Origin of the sequence: Mesorhizobium sp. LMG17149, from assembly GCF_024518695.1 — a bacterium.
Classification (GTDB): domain Bacteria; phylum Pseudomonadota; class Alphaproteobacteria; order Rhizobiales; family Rhizobiaceae; genus Mesorhizobium.
Genome location: NZ_JANIFL010000005.1, coordinates 324392 through 343612, shown reverse-complemented (window position 1 = coordinate 343612; position 19221 = coordinate 324392). Strand labels below are relative to the sequence as shown.

The following is a 19221-nucleotide window of genomic DNA, read 5'->3' as shown; positions in this document are numbered from 1 at the left end:
AGCCTAGCCTGCCATCACCCTGCCATGCGGAATTTGATGGTCGGCACTTGAGGTTGCATTGTGACTGACCAGCGCCGTCATGATCTCGGCCGCCGCCAGCGCCGCGATGACCTGCGGGCGCTTGTCCTTGACGGTGTCGCCGCCGATTGGCGAGACGAGGCGGGCAAACTCAGCTTGACTGCCATCCGCCGATTTCAGGAACCAGTTCCTGAACGTCGCTTTCTTGGTCTTCGAGCCGATCATGCCGACATAGGCGGTGTCGCCGCGCTTCAGCGCCTCGGCGACGATCAGGAAATCCAGCGCATGATCGTGGGTGAGGATGGCAAAGGCGGCGCCGGCAGGGGCATTTCGCACCATCGCTTCCGGCATAGCTGTCAGCCTGGTCTCGACGGTTTCCGGCATGCCTTCCAGTGCCTCGGCCCGCGTCTCGATGACGACGCAATGCACGGGGAGAAGTGCTATCGTCGACGCCAACGCCTGGCCGACATGGCCGCCGCCGAAGACGTAGACACGCGGCAAGTGAGCCTCCTCAGCTTCCGCAGCCGCAACCAGATCGGCGGCAAGGGCTGCATCGGCGAGCCGGATCAGCACTTCGACGCGCCCGCCGCAGCATTGGCCGATTTCCGGGCCTAGCGGGACGTCCAGGGTAGCGCAGACTTTGTCAACCTCGATGCGGGTTCCCCTCCTCCTCGAGGGGAGGGTGGCGGCGAAGCTGCCGGGTGGGGTCGGATCGACCGGGCTCAACGCCCTGGCGGTGCCTTCTGATAGGACCCCCTCTGTCGGCTTCGCCGACATCTCCCCCTCAAGGGGGGAGAAGAGCATCTGCCTCGCCTTGTCGATTGCCATGTATTCGAGCTGACCGCCGCCGATCGTGCCAAAGATCGCCGCCCGCGAGACGAGCATAAATGCGCCCTTCTCGCGTGGCGTCGAACCTTTCGTGCCAGCCACTTCGACCAGGGCAATCCGGTCGGCGCTGGCGAGAAAGGCTTTCAGGCTTTGCACTTTCGAGTTCATGGTTCGCATTCCCGTGCGGGAAATATAGGTTTTTTCGGCCCGGATTGCACGCATTGCCGACCCTGGGCCGGATTCAGGCGCCGGCCTCTTTCTTCAGTCGCTCAATCGCCATCAGCACCTGCTCCGGCGTTGCCGGCGCATCGAGGCGCGGACAGACCTTGTTGTCGGCGACGCTGGCCACCGCATCCGACAGCGCATGCAGCACCGACATGCCGAGTGGGAACGGCGGCTCGCCGACCGCCTTGGAGCGGTGGATGGTCGGCTCGCCGGCTTCCGGCCAGTCGGCCAAGGTGACGTTGAAGATCTTCGGCCGGTCGGAGGCGAGCGGGATCTTGTAGGTCGACGGCGCATGCGTGCGCAGCCGGCCCTTGGCGTCCCACCACAGTTCTTCCGTCGTCAGCCAGCCCATGCCCTGGATGAAGCCGCCTTCGATCTGGCCGATGTCTATAGCTCGGTTCAGCGAGCGCCCGCAGTCATGGAGAATATCGGTACGCTCGACCATGTATTCTCCGGTCAGCGTGTCGACCGAGACTTCCGAACACGAGGCGCCATAAGCGAAATAATAGAAGGGGCGGCCCTCGCCCTTGTCGCGGTTCCAGTGGATTTTCGGCGTCTTGTAGAACCCCGCCGCCGACAGCTGGATACGCGCCATATAGGCCTGCTTGACGAGGTCGGCGAAGGCGATTTCCTGGTTGCCGATGCGCACCCGGTTGGGCAGGAACAGCACCTGATCGCGCGGCACCTGGTATTTTTCGGCGGCGAAATCGGTCAACCGATCCTTGATCTGGCGAGCGCCGTTCTGCGCCGCCATGCCGTTGAGGTCGGAGCCGGACGACGCTGCCGTGGCCGAGGTGTTCGGCACCTTGCCGGTCGTGGTCGCGGTGATCTTGACCTGGTCGAGGTCGATCTGGAACTCTTCCGCCACCACCTGCGCCACCTTGATATAGAGGCCCTGCCCCATTTCGGTGCCGCCATGGTTCAGATGCACCGAACCGTCGGTGTAGACATGCACCAGCGCGCCGGCCTGGTTGTAGTGGGTGGCGGTGAACGAGATGCCGAACTTGACCGGTGTCAGCGCCAGGCCGCGCTTGATGAAACGGCTGTTGGCGTTGAAGGCCGATATCTCACGCCGCCGCCGCGCATAGCTGGCGCTTTCCTCCAACTCGGCGACGATGCGCTGGATGATGTTGTCCTCGACCGTCTGGTGGTAGGGCGTGATGTTGCGGCCCCCCTCGCTATCACCACTGGTGCCGTAGAAATTCTTTTTGCGGATTTCGAGTGGATCCTTGCCGACGGCAAAGGCCACCTCGTCGATGACGCGCTCGGCGCCAACCATGCCTTGCGGGCCACCGAAACCCCGAAACGCGGTGTTCGACACGGTGTTGGTGTAGAGCGGCGCCGACTGGGCATGCACCGCTGGCCAGAAATAAGTGTTGTCGCAGTGGAACAGCGCGCGATCGGTCACCGGGCCGGAAAGGTCCGACGAAAAACCGCAGCGCGCCGCGAACATGAAATCGACGCCGAGGATATTGCCCTCGTCATCGAAGCCGACCTCGTAGTCGACGAGGAAATCATGACGCTTGCCGGTGGCGATCATGTCGTCGTCGCGGTCGGGCCGGATTTTCACGGCGCGATGGTGTTTCTTCGCGGCGATCGCGGCCAATGCGGCAAACTGGTTGCCCTGCGTCTCCTTGCCGCCGAAGCCGCCGCCCATGCGGCGGATTTCCACCGTGATGGCGTTGCTCGGCACGCCGAGCGCGTGGCTGACCATATGCTGGACTTCGCTCGGATGCTGGGTCGAGGAATAGATGGTGACGTCCTGGTCCTCGCCGGGCACTGCCATGGCGATATGGCCTTCAAGGTAGAAGTGTTCCTGGCCACCGATGCGCATTTTTCCTTTTAGCCGGCGCGGCGCCTGACGGATCGCTGTAGCGGCATCGCCGCGCTTCAGCGTGAGAGGCGGCGTGACGAGCTTGTCCTTCTTCGGGTCAAGCGCGCCGATGTCGGTGACGAAGGGCAATTCCCTGTATTCGACCTTGGCCAGTCGCGTCGCGCGACGCGCCTGCTCGCGCGTCTCGGCAATGACGCAGAAGATTGGCTGGCCATAGAATTGCACCTTGGCGTCGGCAAGCACCGGCTCGTCGTGGCGGCCGGTCGGCGAAATGTCGTTTTCGCCGGGCACGTCCTTGGCCGTCAGCACGTCGACAACGCCGGGCGCTGTGCGCACCGCAGAAAGATCCATGCTGGTAATCGTGGCATGCGTGGCGCTGGAAAGCCCGAGGCAGCCATGCAGCGTGCCGGCCGGTTCCGGCATGTCGTCGATATAGACGGCGGTGCCACTGACATGCTTGTGGGCGGAGTCATGCCGTTGATCGGTGGCAACGCCGCCGGCGATCTTTTCAGCCTTGAGGTTGGGGGCAGCGTGCTTGTTCATCATGCGCGCCCTTTCCCTTCTCCCCGTTCACGGGGAGAAGGTGGCCCGAAGGGTCGGATGAGGGGCAGCGCCGACGTCGACAGCCTTGCAGACAAAGATCGACGACGGCGCCGCCCCTCATCTGCCTGCCGGCATCTTCTCCCCGTGAACGGGGAGAAGGACGCTACTCGCGACCGTTCGGCTGTTTGTTCACTGGCATTGGTGCTCATCATGCCGCCTCGTTGCGTGACACTTGGAATGGTGCCCGGGTATCCGTGGTCTCGGCGAAGAAGCGCAACAAAAGGTTGCGCGCCGCCAGTGCGCGATATTCGGCCGAGGCCCGCATATCGGTCAGCGGGGTGAAATCCCTGTCATATTCGGCCATCGCTGCCTCAACCGTCTGTTCGGTCCACGGCTTGCCGAGCAGCGCTTTTTCGACAGAAGACGCCCGCTTCGGCGTCGCCGCCATGCCGCCATAGGCGATGCGCACCTCCGCCACCGTGCCGTCCTTGGCCAGCGTCAGGAAGAAGGCGCCGAGGGCCGCGGTTATGTCCTCATCGCGGCGCTTGGTGATCTTGTGGACGGCGAATTTTGTGGCCTTGGGAGGAATAGGAACGTGCACGGCCTCGACGAATTCACCTAAGAGCCGGTCCTGTTTGCCATAGGCGATGAAGAAATCCTCCAGCGGGATCGTCCGCCGCTTCTTGCCCTTGCGCAGGGTGAGGCTTGCGCCAAGCGCGATCAAGGGCGGCGGCGTGTCGCCGATCGGCGAGCCGTTGGCGATGTTGCCGCCGATGGTGCCCATGTTGCGCACCTGTTCGCCGCCGATGCGATCGAACAACGGCCCCAGCGCCGGGATACGCTTCGCCAATGTCGCGAAGGCGTCAGTGTAGGTGACGCCCGCGCCGATCGAAATGACGCCGTTGTCTTCCGAGATGGTGCAAAGTCCGTCGAGATTGCCGATGAAAATGGCCGGCGAAATATCGCGCATATGCTTGGTCACCCATAGGCCGACATCAGTCGAGCCGGCAACGATGGTGGCGCCGGGTTCCTTGTCCAGCACGGCGGCGAAATCATCGACATCGGCCGGCACGACCAGCCGCGCCTTGGCCGAACCGATCTCGACCCGGGCGCCGTCATGCAGGGCCTCGAGCCTCGCGGTGATCGCCTTGCGCTCTGCGGCCAGCGGATCCTCCGCCGCCTTACCGTAGCTGGAGATGGCATGCGCGGCGCGCATGATCGCCTCGTAGCCGGTGCAGCGGCAGAGATTGCCTTGCAAGGCCTTTTCGATATCCGCGTTCGACGGATTCGATGACTTCATCCACAGGCCATAGAGCGACATCACGAAGCCCGGCGTGCAGAAGCCGCATTGCGAGCCGTGGAAATCGACCATCGCCTGCTGCACCGGATGCAGTTGGCCTGATACGCCGCGCAGATGCTCGACGGTCACGACATGGGTGGCGTCCAACGAGCCGAGGAAACGGATGCAGGCATTGACGCTTTCATAGACCAGCCCGCCGGCCGAGAGCTTGCCGACCAACACGGTGCAGGCGCCGCAATCACCCTCGGCGCAGCCTTCCTTGGTGCCGCGCAGCGACCGCTCTAGCCGCAGCCAGTCGAGCAGGGTCGCGTCTGACGCCACCGACGAAAGCGCGACGTCCCTGCCGTTGAGGATGAAGCGGATTTCTTTGCGGATGCTGATTTTGGCCATGCCTCAGCTCCCCCTGTATGTCGAGTAGCCGTAGGGCGAGACCAGCAGCGGCACATGATAGTGCACGGGCTCGGCCATGCCGAAGCGGATCGGTATTACATCGAGAAAGGCCGGTTTCGGCAGGCTCGACCCCTGCTGGCGCAAATAATCGCCCGCGGCGAAGACCAGTTCGTATTCGCCGGTGCGGAACTCCGCGCCGGCGAGCAGCGGCTTGTCGCAACGGCCGTCGGCATTGGTGACAACGGTCTTCAAATGTGTCCGTGCCTTGCCGTCGAGGTGATAAAGCGCGATCGACAGTCCCGCCGCCGGCTTGCCGGTCGCCGTGTCGAGGACATGGGTCGTCAGACGCCCGCCATCGGCATTCGACGTTTCTGCCATTGGCCGCCTCCCATTTCCGGTACGAGCGAATTGGCCCGGTACGATCAAGTATCAACAGTGAATTGTGCGCCAATTAAAGGCGATGCATAAGTCCCGGTCGAGCGGAGTGCGACAAAAACACTTTCAAAAATTTTCGGGGGAATGCGAGAGGCACCCTTTCGATATCCTGATCATACTTCGGGCCATGCCCGGCGGGAGGGACGATGCGTTACTGCAGAGACATGCGCGGCTATGGAGCCAATCCGCCGGACCCGAAATGGCCTGGCGGGGCACATGTCGCCGTGCAGTTCGTCGTCAACTACGAGGAAGGCGGCGAGAACTGCGTGCTGCATGGCGACAAGGCGTCTGAAGCCTTCCTGTCGGAAATCGTCGGCGCGGCACCCTGGATGGGCCAGCGTCACTGGAACATGGAATCCATCTACGAATACGGTGCCCGCGCCGGCTTTTGGCGGCTGCTGCGGCTGTTCACCGAGTCGCAAGTGCCGATCACCTGCTACGGCGTCGCCACCGCACTCGCCCGTTCGCCGGATCAGGTGGCGGCCATGCAGGAAGCCGGCTGGGAGATCGCCTCGCACGGGCTGAGATGGATCGACTACCGCGACCACAGCGCCGAAGATGAGCGCCGCGACCTCGAGGCGGCGATCAAGCTGCACTACGAAGTGACCGGCGCGCGCCCGACCGGCTGGTATACGGGTCGCACATCGATCAACACAGTGCGGATTGTGGCGGAAGAAGGTGGTTTCGACTATGTGTCGGACACCTATGACGACGAGCTGCCCTACTGGTTCGAGCATGAGGGCGGCGCGCAGCTCATCATTCCCTATACGCTCGACGCCAACGACATGCGCTTCGCCACGCCGCAGGGCTTCAACTCGGGCGACCAGTTCTTTGCTTATTTGAAGGACAGCTTCGACACGCTCTATGCCGAGGGCAAGGCCGGCCGGCCACGCATGATGAACATCGGCCTGCATTGCCGCCTCGTCGGGCGGCCGGGCCGGGTGGCGGCGCTGAAGCGCTTCGTCGACTATGTGAAGTCGCACGACAAGGTCTGGCTGGCGAGGCGCATCGACATCGCCAAACACTGGCAGGAGGTCAATCCTTATCAGCCGGCGGCACTCAGACCATCGAAGATGGAATTCGAGACCTTCGTCCACACTTTCGGCGGCGTGTTCGAGCATTCGCCCTGGATCGCCGAACGCGCCTACGAACTGGAACTGGGGCCGGCGCATGACACTTCAGGCGGCCTGCACAATGCGCTTTGCCGTATCTTCCGCTCCGCCAGCGAAACCGAGCGGCTTTCGGTGCTCAACGCCCATCCCGACCTTGCCGGCAAGCTGGCCAAGGCCAAACGGCTGACGGCGGAATCGACCAGGGAACAGGCCTCGGCCGGCCTCGACGCGCTGACCGACAAAGAGCGCGAACTGTTTTCCAAGCTCAACGCCGCCTACGTCACCACCTTCGGCTTCCCCTTCATCATCGCGGTGAAGGGCAAGACGAGGCAAGAAATCCTGGCGGAGTTCGAGGCGCGCATCGGCAACAGCCGCGGCGTCGAATTCGAGACCGCCTGCAAACAGGTCGAGCGCATCGCACTGCTCCGCCTCAAGGACATGCTTCCGCAATAGGTTTGAACCCATGGATACGATCAGGATGCCCGAGCGAACCTATTACGCACCACATGGCGGCCTCCCCGGCCAGAGCGAGCTTCTGACCGGTCGCGCCGTCTTCACCCAGGCCTATGCCGTCATTCCTCGGGGTGTGATGCAGGACATCGTCACCAGTGCCTTGCCGTTCTGGGACGAGACCCGCGTCTGGATATTGTCGCGACCGCTGTCGGGTTTTGCCGAGACGTTCTCGCAATACATAGTCGAGGTTGCGCCAGGCGGCGGCAGCGACCGGCCGGAACCCGATGCCGGTGCCGAAGGCGCGCTGTTCGTGGTCGAAGGCGAACTGACGGTTCTGCTTGCCGGCAAGAAGCATGTCTTGCGGCCCGGCGGCTTTGCCTTCCTGCCGCCGGCCAGCGGCTGGATGGTTCGCAACGAAGGCAAGGCCGACGTGCGCTTCCACTGGATTCGCAAGGCTTACGAGGCGGTCGACGGTCTCGATGTGCCGGAAGCCTTCTTCGCCAACGAACAGGAGATCGCGCCGACGCCGATGCCCGGCACCGAGGGCCGCTGGGCGACGACGCGTTTCGTCGATCCAGCCGATTTGCGCCACGACATGCACATGACCATCGTCACGCTTGAACCGGGTGCGGTCATTCCCTTCGCCGAGACCCATGTCATGGAGCACGGGCTCTATGTGCTGGAAGGCAAGGCGGTCTATCGCCTCAACCAGGACTGGGTCGAGGTCGAGGCCGGCGACTATATGTGGCTGCGCGCCTTCTGTCCGCAGGCCTGCTATGCCGGCGGCCCGGGCAAATTCCGTTATCTGCTCTACAAGGACGTGAACCGGCACGCCAAGCTCGGCGGCGTCGGTGTCCCTGGGCGGACGCCGTGACGCGGATCATTGCGCGGCCACTGACCCGCGAGAGCTTTGCTCCGTTCGGCGACGTCATCGACATGGGCGGCGACAACCACTACCCGATCAATGGCGGCCGCGCGGAACGCTATCACGATCTGGCGACCGCCGAGGCGATCGGACCGAATGCCCGCGTGCTAATCTCGATGGTGCGCGGCACGCCTTACGAACTGCCGCTGAAGCTGAGCATGGTCGAGCGCCACCCCTTCGGCAGCCAGGCCTTCATCCCGCTGTCGCCGCGTCCATTCCTGGTCGTCGTCTGCCATGACGGCGAGCAAGGGCCTGATGAGCCGCATGCCTTCATCACCGCACCCGGCCAAGGCATCAATTACCGGCGCAATCTCTGGCATGGCGTGCTGACGCCGCTCGGCGAGCCTCAGGATTTCCTGATCGTCGACCGTGGCGGCGACGGCTCCAATCTCGAAGAGTTCCATTTCTCGCACGCCTACGAGATCCATCTCCCTTAATTTTTTGTGCGTGTCGTTACCCCAAACCCGGGGGCACTTTGGGCGACATGCGGCAGGAGACCCCCTGATGACGGATATTTCGCTGATCGACCGCCTGCTCGACGTTATCGAGCACGACATCGTGCCGAAGACGGCCGACGGCGTCACCCATGGCAACAAGCTGTTCGGCGCCGCGATCCTGCGCAAGGACGACCGGTCGCTGGTGCTGGCCGAAACCAACAACGAGATGGAAAACCCGCTCTGGCACGGCGAGGTGCACTGCCTGAAGCGCTTCTACGAAATGCCCAGGGCTGAACGCGTCGATACGAAAGACGCCATCTTCATCGCCACGCACGAACCCTGCTCGCTCTGCCTGTCGGCTATCACCTGGACCGGCTTCGACAATTTCTACTATCTGTTCAGCCACGAGGATTCGCGCGACAGCTTTGCCATCCCGCACGACCTGAAAATCCTGAAAGAGGTCTTCACCCTCGATCCCGGCGGCTACAATGCCGAGAATGCCTACTGGAAGAGCTTTTCCATACGTCGGTTGGTGCGAACTTTGCCCGAAGCCGAGCGGCAACGGCTGGAAACACGTATCGGCGCGATTTCGGCGCGCTACGATGAGTTGTCCGGCGTCTATCAGGCGAATAAGGACGATAACGACATTCCGCTGAATTGACGCGGATTGACCAGCCGAATTCGTTGGCTGGCCCACGACGCGACCCCACCGGCTCCATCATCTGGCGATCCTGGAGCATGCCATGAAAACAGTCACCGAATTTTCCCGCAAGGTCGTCGAATTCCCGGACATGGGGATCGTCATGCCGGACGGCTGCCGGCTCTCGGCGCGGGTGTGGATGCCGGAGGATGCGGGCGACGATCCGGTGCCGGCGATCCTCGAACACCTGCCCTACCGCAAGCGCGACGGCACCATCTTTCGCGATCAGCTGACGCATCCCTATTTCGCCGGCCACGGCTATGCCTCGATCCGCGTCGACATGCGCGGCAATGGCGATTCCGAAGGGCTGATGGACGACGAGTATTCCGAGCAGGAATTGCAGGACGCCTGCGACGTCATCGCCTGGGCGGCAAGCCAGCCCTGGTGCAACGGCAATGTCGGCATGATGGGCATTTCCTGGGGCGGCTTCAACTGCCTGCAGGTGGCGGCCAAGCAGCCGCCGGCGCTGAAAGCCGTGATCAGCCTATGCTCGACCGTCGACCGCTATGCCGACGACATCCACTACAAGGGCGGCTGCCTGCTGATCGAGAACTTCGGCTGGGCCTCGACCATGCTGTCCTACTCGTCGCGGCCACCGGACCCGCTGCTGGCCGGCGACAACAGATGGCGCGATCTGTGGCTGACCCGGCTGGAGAACCAATCCTTCCTGGCGCCGCTGTGGCTGAAACACCAGCACCGTGATGCCTACTGGAAGCGCGGCTCGATCTGCGAGGATTTCTCCGCCGTCAAAGCCGCGGTGCTGTCGATCGGCGGCTGGCATGACGGCTACCGCAACACGGTCTCGCATCTGGCCAGCAACATCGAAGCCCCGGTCAAGGGCATTATCGGGCCATGGATCCACAAATACCCGCACTACGCAGGACCAAAACCCGCCATCGGCTTCCTGCAGGAGGCTCTGCGCTGGTGGGACCGCTGGCTGAAGGGTGTCGACACGGGTGTCGAGTCCGACCCGGCCTACCGCGCCTATGTCATGGACAGCGTGCGCCCAGCGCGCTGGCACCCCGAGCGGCCTGGCCGCTGGGTGGCGGAGCAGGAATGGCCATCGTCCAACATCAAGACGCAGACGGTCGATCTGATCCCCGCAACGGAAAAACCCGCCATCGTTGCCTCGCCGCAAAGCTGCGGCCTGGCCGGCGGCGAGTATTTTCCTTTCACCTTCGGCCCCGAACTGCCTGGCGATCAGCGCCCCGACGATGCCCTGTCGGCGTGTTTCGACCAGCCGGAACTCAGCGAGCCGATCGACATCGTCGGCGCCCCGGAGGTCGAGCTGCAGCTATCCTCTGATCGTCCGCAGGCCAACATCGCGGTCCGGCTTTGCGATGTGCATCCCGACGGCGCCTCGGAGTTGATCTCCTATGGCGTACTCAATCTGACGCACCGCAATTCGCACGAATTTCCGGAGGCGCTGGTGCCGGGTGAAACCGTGTCTGCGCGCGTAGTGCTCGATCAATGCGCCTACCGCGTGCCTGCCGGCCACCACCTGCGCGTTGCCGTTTCGAACGCCTATTGGCCTGCCATCTGGCCGTCGCCGGAGCCGGTCCGTCTGACCTTGTCGGCGGCGACGCTCCGCTTGCCGCTGCGGCCGCTGGCGACAGACGACGAAGCGGCGTTCGCCGAGCCGGAAGGTGCCACTCCCTGGGCAACGGAGACGATCCGCGCCAGCAATTCCGAGCGCCATATCGATCGTGACGAAAAGACGGGAATCGTGACGCTTTCCATCGTTGATGATTTCGGCGAGGTGCGCGATCTCGCTCATGGCCTGGCCAATGGCAGCATCGCCCGCGAGACCTGGACGATCCACCGCGATGATCCGCTGTCGGCCTCGGGGAAGACGCACTGGACGCAGACCCTGTCGCGAAACGGATGGTCGGTACGCACCGAAACGACAGCCGAAATGCGGTCGGACGCGCAAAACTTCATCGTCAGCGCCAGAATCGAGGCCTATGAGGACGAAACGCTCGTCTTCGAGCGCAATTTCGAGGAGAAGGTGCCGCGCGCGCTTCTTTGAGCACCGAGTTCATTGGTCCAATTGCGACGTACGATTTACGCCACGGCATGTCGCATTCGGTCTTGCTTACCGCTTTCCCTTGCGGTCATTATTCTCCTCACAAGAAATAAGAAAAACGACCGCAGAGTCGAACCAACAGAGTGAGGAACTCAAAATGTCGAACGAACTGGAATTTCTTAGCCGGCGTGTCGCGTCGGGCAAACTGAGCCGTCGTGATTTTCTCGGCCGGGCGGCGGCGCTCGGTATCTCCGCGCCCTTCGCCAACTCGCTGCTTTCAAGCGCTGCACGCGCGGCAGGTCCGGTCAAGGGCGGTACACTGAAAGCCGGCCTAGTCGGCGGTGAATCCACCAACAGCCTCGACCCGGCGCTGTTCATGACTCAGGTGCCGTTCGCCTTCGGCAAGATGTGGGGCGAATTGATTGTCGAGCTTTCGCCCGAAGGCAAGCTCGAGAATCGTATCGCCGAGGAGATCGGCTCGTCGGACGACGCCAAGGTGTGGACGCTGAAGATCCGCGACGGCGTCGAATTCCACAACGGCAAGACGGTGACCGCCGAGGACGTGGCCGCCACACTTGAGCGCCATTCCGACGAGAAGTCGAAATCCGGCGCGCTCGGCTACATGAAGGGCATCGAAACCATCAAGGCCAGCGGCAAGGAAGTCGTGCTGACCCTGAAGGAAGCCAATGCCGACCTGCCCTATTTGCTCAGCGACTATCACCTGATCGTCCAACCGAATGGCGGCAAGGACAAGTCCGACGCAGGCATCTCGGCCGGTCCTTACAAGGTCACGACCAATGAGCCTGGCGTGCGCCATGGCGGCGAGCGTTTCGCCAATTACTGGCAGGGCGACAAGATGGGCCACGCCGACCAGATCGAGATCATCGTCATCAACGATGCGACGGCGCGCACCGCCGCCCTGCAAGGCGGCCAGGTCAACATGATCAACCGCGTCGAGCCGAAGATCGTCGACCTGATCAAGCGCCTGCCCGGCGTCACCATCCGCAACCATGCGGGTCCCGGCCACTATGTCTTCATCGCGCATTGCAACACCGCACCCTTCGACAACAACGATCTGCGCATGGCGCTCAAGCTGGCCATCGACCGTGAAGAAATGCTCGACAAGATCCTGCGTGGCTACGGTTCGATCGGCAACGACTTCCCGATCAACGCTTCCTATCCGCTGTTTACCGAGATCGAGCAGCGCAAATACGATCCCGACAAGGCCAAGTTCCACTTCAAGAAGTCGGGCCATGACGGGGCCGTGCTGCTACGGACTTCCGACGTCGCCTTCCCCGGCGCCGTGGATGCCGCGCAACTCTATCAGCAGAGCGCGGCCAAGGCCGGCATCAAGTTGGAGATCAAGCGCGAACCGGGCGACGGCTACTGGTCGGAAGTCTGGAACAAGCAGCCCTTCTGCGCCTCCTACTGGGGCGGCCGCTCGACGCAGGACCAGATGTACTCGACCGCCTATCTATCGACGGCGGACTGGAACGACACGCGTTTCAAGCGTCCGGATTTCGACAAGATGGTGCTGGCGGCCCGGGCCGAACTTGACGAGACCAAGCGCAAGGCGATGTACCACGACATGGCTGTCATGGTCCGCGACGAAGGCGGCCTGATCTTGCCGATGTTCAACCAGTTCATCGACGCGACCGGTGCCAAGGTCGATGGCTGGGTCGACGATCCACATCAGGAACTGATGAACGGTTACGCCTTGGCGAAGTGCTGGCTGCAGGCCTGAGCCGGCTTTGCGGATATGTCTTCACCCATCCTGAAACTGATTGCCCAGCGCATCGCGCTGGGCATTCTCCTCTTGTTGGCCGTTTCGGTCCTGATTTTCGCCGGCACGCAGATCCTGCCCGGCGATGTCGCGCAAGCCATTCTTGGGCAATCGGCGACACCGGAGTCGCTCGCCAATTTGCGCGAGCAGCTCGGCCTCAACGATCCGGCCTATATCAGGTATTTCCGTTGGCTCGGCGGGGTGGTGACAGGCGACCTGGGTACCGCCATGTCGAGCGGCCAGGATATCGCCACGTCGATCAAGGGCCGGCTGTGGAACACGCTGTTCCTCGCCTTCTGGGCAGCGGTCGTCGCGGTGCCGCTAGCGATTATCCTCGGTCTGATCGCGGTGCGCTACCGCAATGGCTGGGTCGACAAGCTGATCTCCGGGCTGGCTCTGGCCTCGACCTCCTTTCCCGAGTTCTTCATCGGCTATGTGCTGGTCTATTTCTTCGCCGTGAAATGGCAAATCTTCCCGGGCATCTCGACCGTCTATGACGGCATGCCGTTCGGCGAGCGCATGCAGGCGATCGCTCTGCCGGCGGCAGCGCTGACGCTGGTCGTGCTCGCCCACATGATGCGCATGACACGCGCGGCGATCCTCAATGTCATGCAGTCGGCCTATGTCGAGACAGCGGAACTGAAGGGCCTGTCGGCCTTCAACGTCATCCGCAAGCACGCCTTCCCCAATGCCATCGCGCCGATCATCAACGTCGTCATGCTCAACCTCGCCTACCTGATCGTCGGCGTCGTAGTGGTCGAGGTGATCTTCGTCTATCCGGGCATGGGGCAGTATCTGGTCGACCACGTCACCAAACGCGACGTGCCGGTGGTGCAGGCGGTCGGCCTGATCTTCGCCGCCGTTTATATCAGCCTGAATATCATTGCGGACATAGCGGCGATCGTCGCCAATCCGCGTCTCAGACATCCGAAATAGGGGGCGGATATGCTCGATATCAAACGCATCCCCCTCCCCGCGCTGATCGGGATCGTGCTGACGGCATTGTTCGTGCTGGCGGCGATCTTCGCCCCCTGGATCGCGCCGCACGGCAATGGCGAAATCGTCGGCGACGTCTGGGAACCGATGTCGGCTGCCCATTTGCTGGGCACCGACAATCTCGGCCGCGATCTTCTGTCTCGCATGATCTACGGCGCCCGCATCACTTTGTTCATCGCGGTGCTGGCCACCGCACTGTCATTCTCGCTCGGCGCCATCCTCGGCTTCTCGGCGGCCGTCTTCGGCGGCTGGTTCGACACGCTGCTGTCGCGCCTCGTCGATCTCTTGATGTCGATCCCGACGCTGATCATGGGTCTCGTCGTGCTGTCAGTGCTGCCGACCAATCTGGTGACGCTGATCCTGGTGATGGGCATTCTGGATTCGACCCGCGTCTATCGCCTGTCGCGCGCGGTCGCCGTCGACATCAACGTCATGGACTATGTCGAGGCGGCGAAACTGCGTGGTGAGGGCAGCGGCTGGATCATCTTCCGCGAGATCCTTCCCAACGCATTGTCGCCGCTGGTTTCGGAACTCGGCCTACGCTTCATCTATGCCGTGCTGTTCCTGTCGACGCTGTCGTTCCTCGGCCTTGGCGTGCAGCCACCGGACGCCGACTGGGGCGGCATGGTCAAGGAAAACAAGGATGGCATCGTCTTCGGCATCGCGGCCGCGCTTATCCCGGCGGCGGCGATCGCCCTGTTGGCGATTTCCGTCAACCTGGTTGCCGACTGGGTGCTCAACCGGACGACCAGCCTCAAGGGAGGACGCGGGTGATGGCCGACACCAAAGCGAAATCAGGCCTGCTGCTCGACATCCGCAACCTGCGCATCGAAGCCACCGTCTTCCCGCCCGGCGAGCCGCCAAAGAACATCGTGTTGGTGCACGATGTCTCGCTGACGCTTGAAAAAGGCAAGGTGCTCGGCCTGATCGGCGAGTCCGGCGCCGGCAAGTCGACCATCGGCCTGTCGTCGATGGGCTATGGCCGCGGCGGCGTGCGCATCACCGGCGGCGAGGTGATCCTGAACGGCCGCGACATCCTCAAGGGCGGCAAGGACGGCTTCCGCAAATTACGCGGCCGCGAGGTCTGCTATGTCGCGCAATCGGCGGCAGCCGCCTTCAACCCGGCGCACCGGCTGATGGACCAGGTGGTGGAAGCCACGCTGCTGCACGGTACGGCAACGCGGGCCGAGGCCGAGAAGCGCGCGGTTGCGCTGTTCAAGAAGCTCAGCCTGCCGAACCCTGAAACCATCGGCGAGCGCTTTCCGCACCAGGTTTCGGGTGGCCAGTTGCAGCGCGTGATGACGGCGATGGCGCTGTGCTCCGAGCCGGACCTGATCGTCTTCGACGAGCCGACAACGGCGCTCGACGTGACGACGCAGATCGACGTGCTGGCGGCGATCAAGGATGCCATCCGCGACACCCATGTCGCTGCGCTCTACATCACCCACGACCTTGCCGTCGTCGCCCAGGTCTCAGACGAGATCATGGTGCTGCGCCATGGAAGGCTGGTCGAATGGGGCGGCACAAGGCAGATCATCAAGGAGCCGCGCCAGGAATACACCAATGCGCTGGTCTCGGTGCATGAGATCGAGCATCAGGAGCAGAAACCCGGCACGTCGCCATTCCTGTCGGTGAAGAACGTCACCGCCGCCTATGGCCGCAGCGACATCAAGGTGCTGAAGAACGTCTCGGTCGACATCTATCCGGGTCAGACGCTGGCCGTGGTCGGCGAGTCCGGCTCCGGCAAGTCGACGCTGGCGCGCGCCATCACGGGACTTTTGCCGCCCGAACAGGGCACCGTCACCTTCGACGGACGTCCGCTGGCCAACAGGCTGGCCGACCGGCCGAAGGAGGATTTGCGCCAGTTGCAGATGATCTACCAGATGGCCGACGTGGCGATGAACCCGCGCCAGACCGTCGGCACCATCATCGGCCGGCCGCTCGAATTCTATTTCGGCATACGCGGCCGCGAGCGCGACAGGCGCGTCGCCGAACTGCTCGACAAGATCGAGATGGGCAAGGGCTTTTCCGACCGCTATCCGGCCGAACTTTCCGGCGGCCAGAAACAGCGTGTCTGCATTGCCCGATCGCTTGCCGCCAAGCCGAAGCTGATCATCTGCGACGAGGTGACCTCTGCGCTCGATCCGCTGGTCGCCAACGGCATCCTCAAGCTGCTGCTGGAGTTGCAGAAGGAGGAGAACGTCGCCTATCTGTTCATCACGCACGACCTCGCCACTGTGAAGTCGATCGCCGATTCGATCGCGGTTATGTATCGCGGCGAAGTGGTGCGCTACGGCCCCAAGAGCCAGGTGCTAAGCCCGCCCTTCGACGCCTACACCGACCTGCTGCTCTCCTCGGTTCCAGAGATGGAAATCGGCTGGCTGGAAAAGGCAATCAAGGGACGGCGCATGGCCAGCGCGGGCAACTAAAGCAATTCGGGGAAAACTGGAACCGGTTCTCCCAGAAGAAGCGCATGGCGCTTCCCCCTGGGAATTGCACCAGACCAAGCCGCCACATGGGGCGCCGGCGACCGTCATCCGGATGCAACACTAGAACGCCAAACGTCCTTCGGGACGAGCGCCGCTCGCACGACTTTAAAACAGGGGTAGGACATGAAGACTGAACTCGATTATCTCGCCGAACTCGCCGGTCAAGGCCGGATATCGCGCCGCGCCTTTCTTGGGCGCGCCGCCGCGCTCGGCGTATCGGCGGCCCTGATGCCGGCGCTGGCCGGCAAGGCATTTGCCCAGACGGCGGTGAAGGGCGGTATCATCAAGGCCGGCCTGCAGGGCGGTGAATCCACCAACAGCCTCGATCCGGCGCTGAACCTCAGCCAGGTTACCTTCAGCTTCGGCAAGCTTTGGGGCGAGTATCTCGTGCGCCTCACCCCGGACAACAAGCTGGTCAACCTGATTGCCGAGGAGATTGTCGCCTCGGCCGACGCCAAGACATGGACAATCAAGATCCGCGACGGCATCGAGTTCCACAATGGCAAGACGGTCGGCGCGGAGGATGTTGCTGCCACCATTGAGCGCCATGCGGACGAGAAGTCCAAGTCCGGAGCACTCGGCATCCTCAAGAACATCAAGGGGATCAAGGCGAGCGGCAAGGAGGTCATCGTCACGCTCGGCGACGCCGATGCCGACTTCCCCTATCTGATGGCCGACTACCATCTCACCATCCAGCCGAATGGCGGCAAGGACGATCCGAACGCCGGCATCAGCGCCGGTCCCTATAAGGTTAGCGTCAACCAGCCCGGCGTGCGCCATGGCGGCGAGCGCTTCGCCAATTACTGGCTGGGCGACAAGGCCGGCCATGCCGACCAGGTCGAGATCATCGTCATCAATGACGCGACCGCACGGCTTGCCGCCCTGCAGGGCGGCCAGGTGCACATGATCAACCGCGTCGAGCCGAAGGTCGTCGATCTGGTCAAGCGCATCGCGGGCGTCTCCATCGAGAACGTCTCGGGCAAGGGCTACTACCCGTTCAACATGTTCTGCGACACCGCCCCCTTCGACAGCAACGATCTGCGGATGGCGCTGAAGCTTGCCATGGACCGCGACGAGATGCTGGAAAAGATCCTGCGCGGCTATGGCTCGGTGGGTAACGACTTCCCGATCAACGAGGCCTATCCGCTGTTTTCCGCCGACATCGAGCAGCGCAAGTTCGATCCGGACAAGGCGGCGGCAGCCTACAAGAAATCGGGCCACAGCGGCTCGATCGTGCTGCGCACCTCGGACGTCGCCTTCCCGGGCGCCGTCGATGCCGCACAGCTCTATCAGCAGTCCTGCGCCAAAGCCGGCATCAAGATCGAGATCAAGCGCGAGCCCGGCGACGGCTACTGGTCGGAGGTCTGGAACAAGCAGCCTTTCTCGCTCTCCTACTGGGGCGGACGCGCGACGCAGGACCAGATGTATTCCACCGGCTATGTCTCGACCGCCGACTGGAACGACACGCGCTTCAAGCGGCCGGAATTCGACAAGATGCTGTTTACCGCGCGCGGCGAGCTCGACCAGGCCAAGCGCCAGGCGATCTACCACGATATGGCAGTTATGATGCGTGACGAAGGCGGGCTGATCGTGCCCTTCTTCAACCAGTTCATCGACGCGGCCGCCACCAGCAGGATCGGCGGCTATGCCAAGAGCCCTATCGGCGAAATGATGGACGGCTACGCGCTTGCCGAGTGCTGGCTCAACGCTTGAGCGGACTCTGATCGTCCGATTTCATCTATCAAGAACGCCGTGTGCCCAAGACGGCACACGGCGTTCCCGTTTCAACTGCCAACCGCATGGAGCAGCCCGTGGCGCTCAAGTCCAAGCTTCTGCTGATCATCCTCGACGGCGTGCCTTACCGGAACTGGCGCCGGCTGATGGGCAATCTCGAAGGCTGGGTGCAATCGGGCGAGGCGCGCGTCTGGAAGATGCGCTCGGTGCTGCCGTCGACCTCGGCCTGCTGCTATGCGTCGATCCACACCGGGGTCTCACCGCAGGTGCACGGGATTCTCTCCAACGAGAACCGGTTCCGCGTCGAGCAGCCCGATATCTTCTCCGAAGTCAGCAAGGCAGGCGGCAAGACGGGGGCGGTGACGCATTCCTACTGGTCGGAATTCTTCCGCGCCTATCCGTTCGACGTGGTCGAGGACATGGAGTTCGACGAGCCAGGCGGGCCGATCACGCATGGCCGCTTCCACACCATGACCGGTTACAATCTTCGCAACCAGATGACGCCGAGCGATGTCGACCTGTTCGCGACGCTGACGATGCTGACGAAACGCCATGGCATCGACTACGGCATCCTGCACACCTGCACGCTGGACTCGATGGGACACCGCTTCGGCCACGACTGCCACGAGATGGACCATGCCGTCTATGCGATGGACGGGATGCTGGCCGCCTTCCTGCCGCGCTGGATCGAAGCCGGCTATGAGGTGATCGTCACCGCCGATCACGGCCAGACCGATCGTGGCCATCATGGCGGCCATGACGACGAGATGCAGGATTTCGCGCTGTACTATTTTGGACAAGGTAAGGGTCCGCAGGCCGACACGCTGCTCGACCAGCTGCAGCTGGCGCCGACAGTGCTGAGCCGGCTGGGTGTGGCAATGCCGGAGACGATGAAGGCTAAATCTTTCTTGGAGTGAGCGGGCGCAGAACTCTTCCCTTGGGGGGGGAAGGGAAGACCCTGCCTCTGGCAACACTTCCTTACTTCGGTTAGCC

The 19221-nt window shown here is 62.9% G+C and carries 15 protein-coding genes; 11 read left to right on the top strand and 4 right to left on the bottom strand.

The window, feature by feature from the left end; all coding sequences use genetic code 11:
* Window positions 1–3 precede the first annotated feature (3 nt).
* From xdhC to uraH, 4 genes are all read right to left on the bottom strand, one after another.
* Complete coding sequence (xdhC, locus tag NP945_RS13780; RefSeq protein WP_256746645.1) at window positions 4–1014, bottom strand: xanthine dehydrogenase accessory protein XdhC; 1011 nt, start codon at window positions 1012–1014, stop codon at window positions 4–6.
* A 73-nt stretch (window positions 1015–1087) separates the two neighbouring features.
* On the bottom strand, window positions 1088–3448 hold the full coding sequence (gene xdhB, locus NP945_RS13775; RefSeq protein WP_256746751.1) for a xanthine dehydrogenase molybdopterin binding subunit: 2361 nt from the start codon (window positions 3446–3448) through the stop codon (window positions 1088–1090).
* Between the two features lie 208 nt (window positions 3449–3656).
* Window positions 3657–5138 carry a xanthine dehydrogenase small subunit gene (gene xdhA / locus NP945_RS13770; RefSeq protein WP_256746644.1) on the bottom strand — a complete coding sequence of 494 codons (1482 nt, stop codon included), beginning with the start codon at window positions 5136–5138 and terminating at the stop codon, window positions 3657–3659.
* A gap of 3 nt (window positions 5139–5141) precedes the next feature.
* A complete protein-coding gene (gene uraH / locus NP945_RS13765; protein ID WP_127328582.1) occupies window positions 5142–5516 on the bottom strand; it encodes a hydroxyisourate hydrolase in 375 nt (124 codons plus the stop codon).
* Between the two features lie 203 nt (window positions 5517–5719).
* On the opposite strand from uraH, the gene puuE reads away from it, so the two are divergent.
* The 11 genes from puuE (at window position 5720) to NP945_RS13710 (ending at window position 19145) form a co-directional block, all read left to right on the top strand.
* Window positions 5720–7138 carry an allantoinase PuuE gene (gene puuE, locus NP945_RS13760; protein ID WP_256746643.1) on the top strand — a complete coding sequence of 473 codons (1419 nt, stop codon included), beginning with the start codon at window positions 5720–5722 and terminating at the stop codon, window positions 7136–7138.
* A gap of 10 nt (window positions 7139–7148) precedes the next feature.
* Window positions 7149–8012: a bifunctional allantoicase/(S)-ureidoglycine aminohydrolase gene (locus NP945_RS13755; RefSeq protein WP_256746642.1), complete on the top strand. Its 864-nt coding sequence runs from the start codon at window positions 7149–7151 to the stop codon at window positions 8010–8012.
* Window positions 8009–8500 (top strand): ureidoglycolate lyase, encoded by a 492-nt coding sequence (locus NP945_RS13750; RefSeq protein WP_256746641.1) that lies wholly within the window; start codon window positions 8009–8011, stop codon window positions 8498–8500. The genes NP945_RS13755 and NP945_RS13750 overlap by 4 nt, the downstream gene beginning before the upstream one ends.
* A 67-nt stretch (window positions 8501–8567) precedes the next feature.
* Window positions 8568–9161: a nucleoside deaminase gene (locus tag NP945_RS13745; RefSeq protein ID WP_127269858.1), complete on the top strand. Its 594-nt coding sequence runs from the start codon at window positions 8568–8570 to the stop codon at window positions 9159–9161.
* Between the two features lie 82 nt (window positions 9162–9243).
* Window positions 9244–11229 carry a CocE/NonD family hydrolase gene (locus NP945_RS13740; RefSeq protein ID WP_256746640.1) on the top strand — a complete coding sequence of 662 codons (1986 nt, stop codon included), beginning with the start codon at window positions 9244–9246 and terminating at the stop codon, window positions 11227–11229.
* Between the two features lie 154 nt (window positions 11230–11383).
* Window positions 11384–12970 (top strand): ABC transporter substrate-binding protein, encoded by a 1587-nt coding sequence (locus NP945_RS13735; RefSeq protein ID WP_256746639.1) that lies wholly within the window; start codon window positions 11384–11386, stop codon window positions 12968–12970.
* Between the two features lie 15 nt (window positions 12971–12985).
* Entirely contained in the window at window positions 12986–13945 is a 960-nt protein-coding gene (locus NP945_RS13730) for an ABC transporter permease (protein ID WP_127268156.1), read from the top strand.
* Between the two features lie 9 nt (window positions 13946–13954).
* Window positions 13955–14779 carry an ABC transporter permease gene (locus tag NP945_RS13725; RefSeq protein ID WP_127268157.1) on the top strand — a complete coding sequence of 275 codons (825 nt, stop codon included), beginning with the start codon at window positions 13955–13957 and terminating at the stop codon, window positions 14777–14779.
* The gene (locus NP945_RS13720) at window positions 14779–16434 is read left to right on the top strand and encodes an ABC transporter ATP-binding protein (protein ID WP_127268158.1); all 1656 of its coding nucleotides are present in this window, start codon (window positions 14779–14781) and stop codon (window positions 16432–16434) included. Before NP945_RS13725 ends, NP945_RS13720 begins: the two co-directional genes overlap by 1 nt.
* Window positions 16435–16617: 183 nt before the next feature.
* The gene (locus NP945_RS13715; protein ID WP_256746638.1) at window positions 16618–18207 is read left to right on the top strand and encodes an ABC transporter substrate-binding protein; all 1590 of its coding nucleotides are present in this window, start codon (window positions 16618–16620) and stop codon (window positions 18205–18207) included.
* A gap of 98 nt (window positions 18208–18305) precedes the next feature.
* Window positions 18306–19145: an alkaline phosphatase family protein gene (locus NP945_RS13710; protein ID WP_256746637.1), complete on the top strand. Its 840-nt coding sequence runs from the start codon at window positions 18306–18308 to the stop codon at window positions 19143–19145.
* The last annotated feature ends 76 nt before the right edge of the window (window positions 19146–19221 follow it).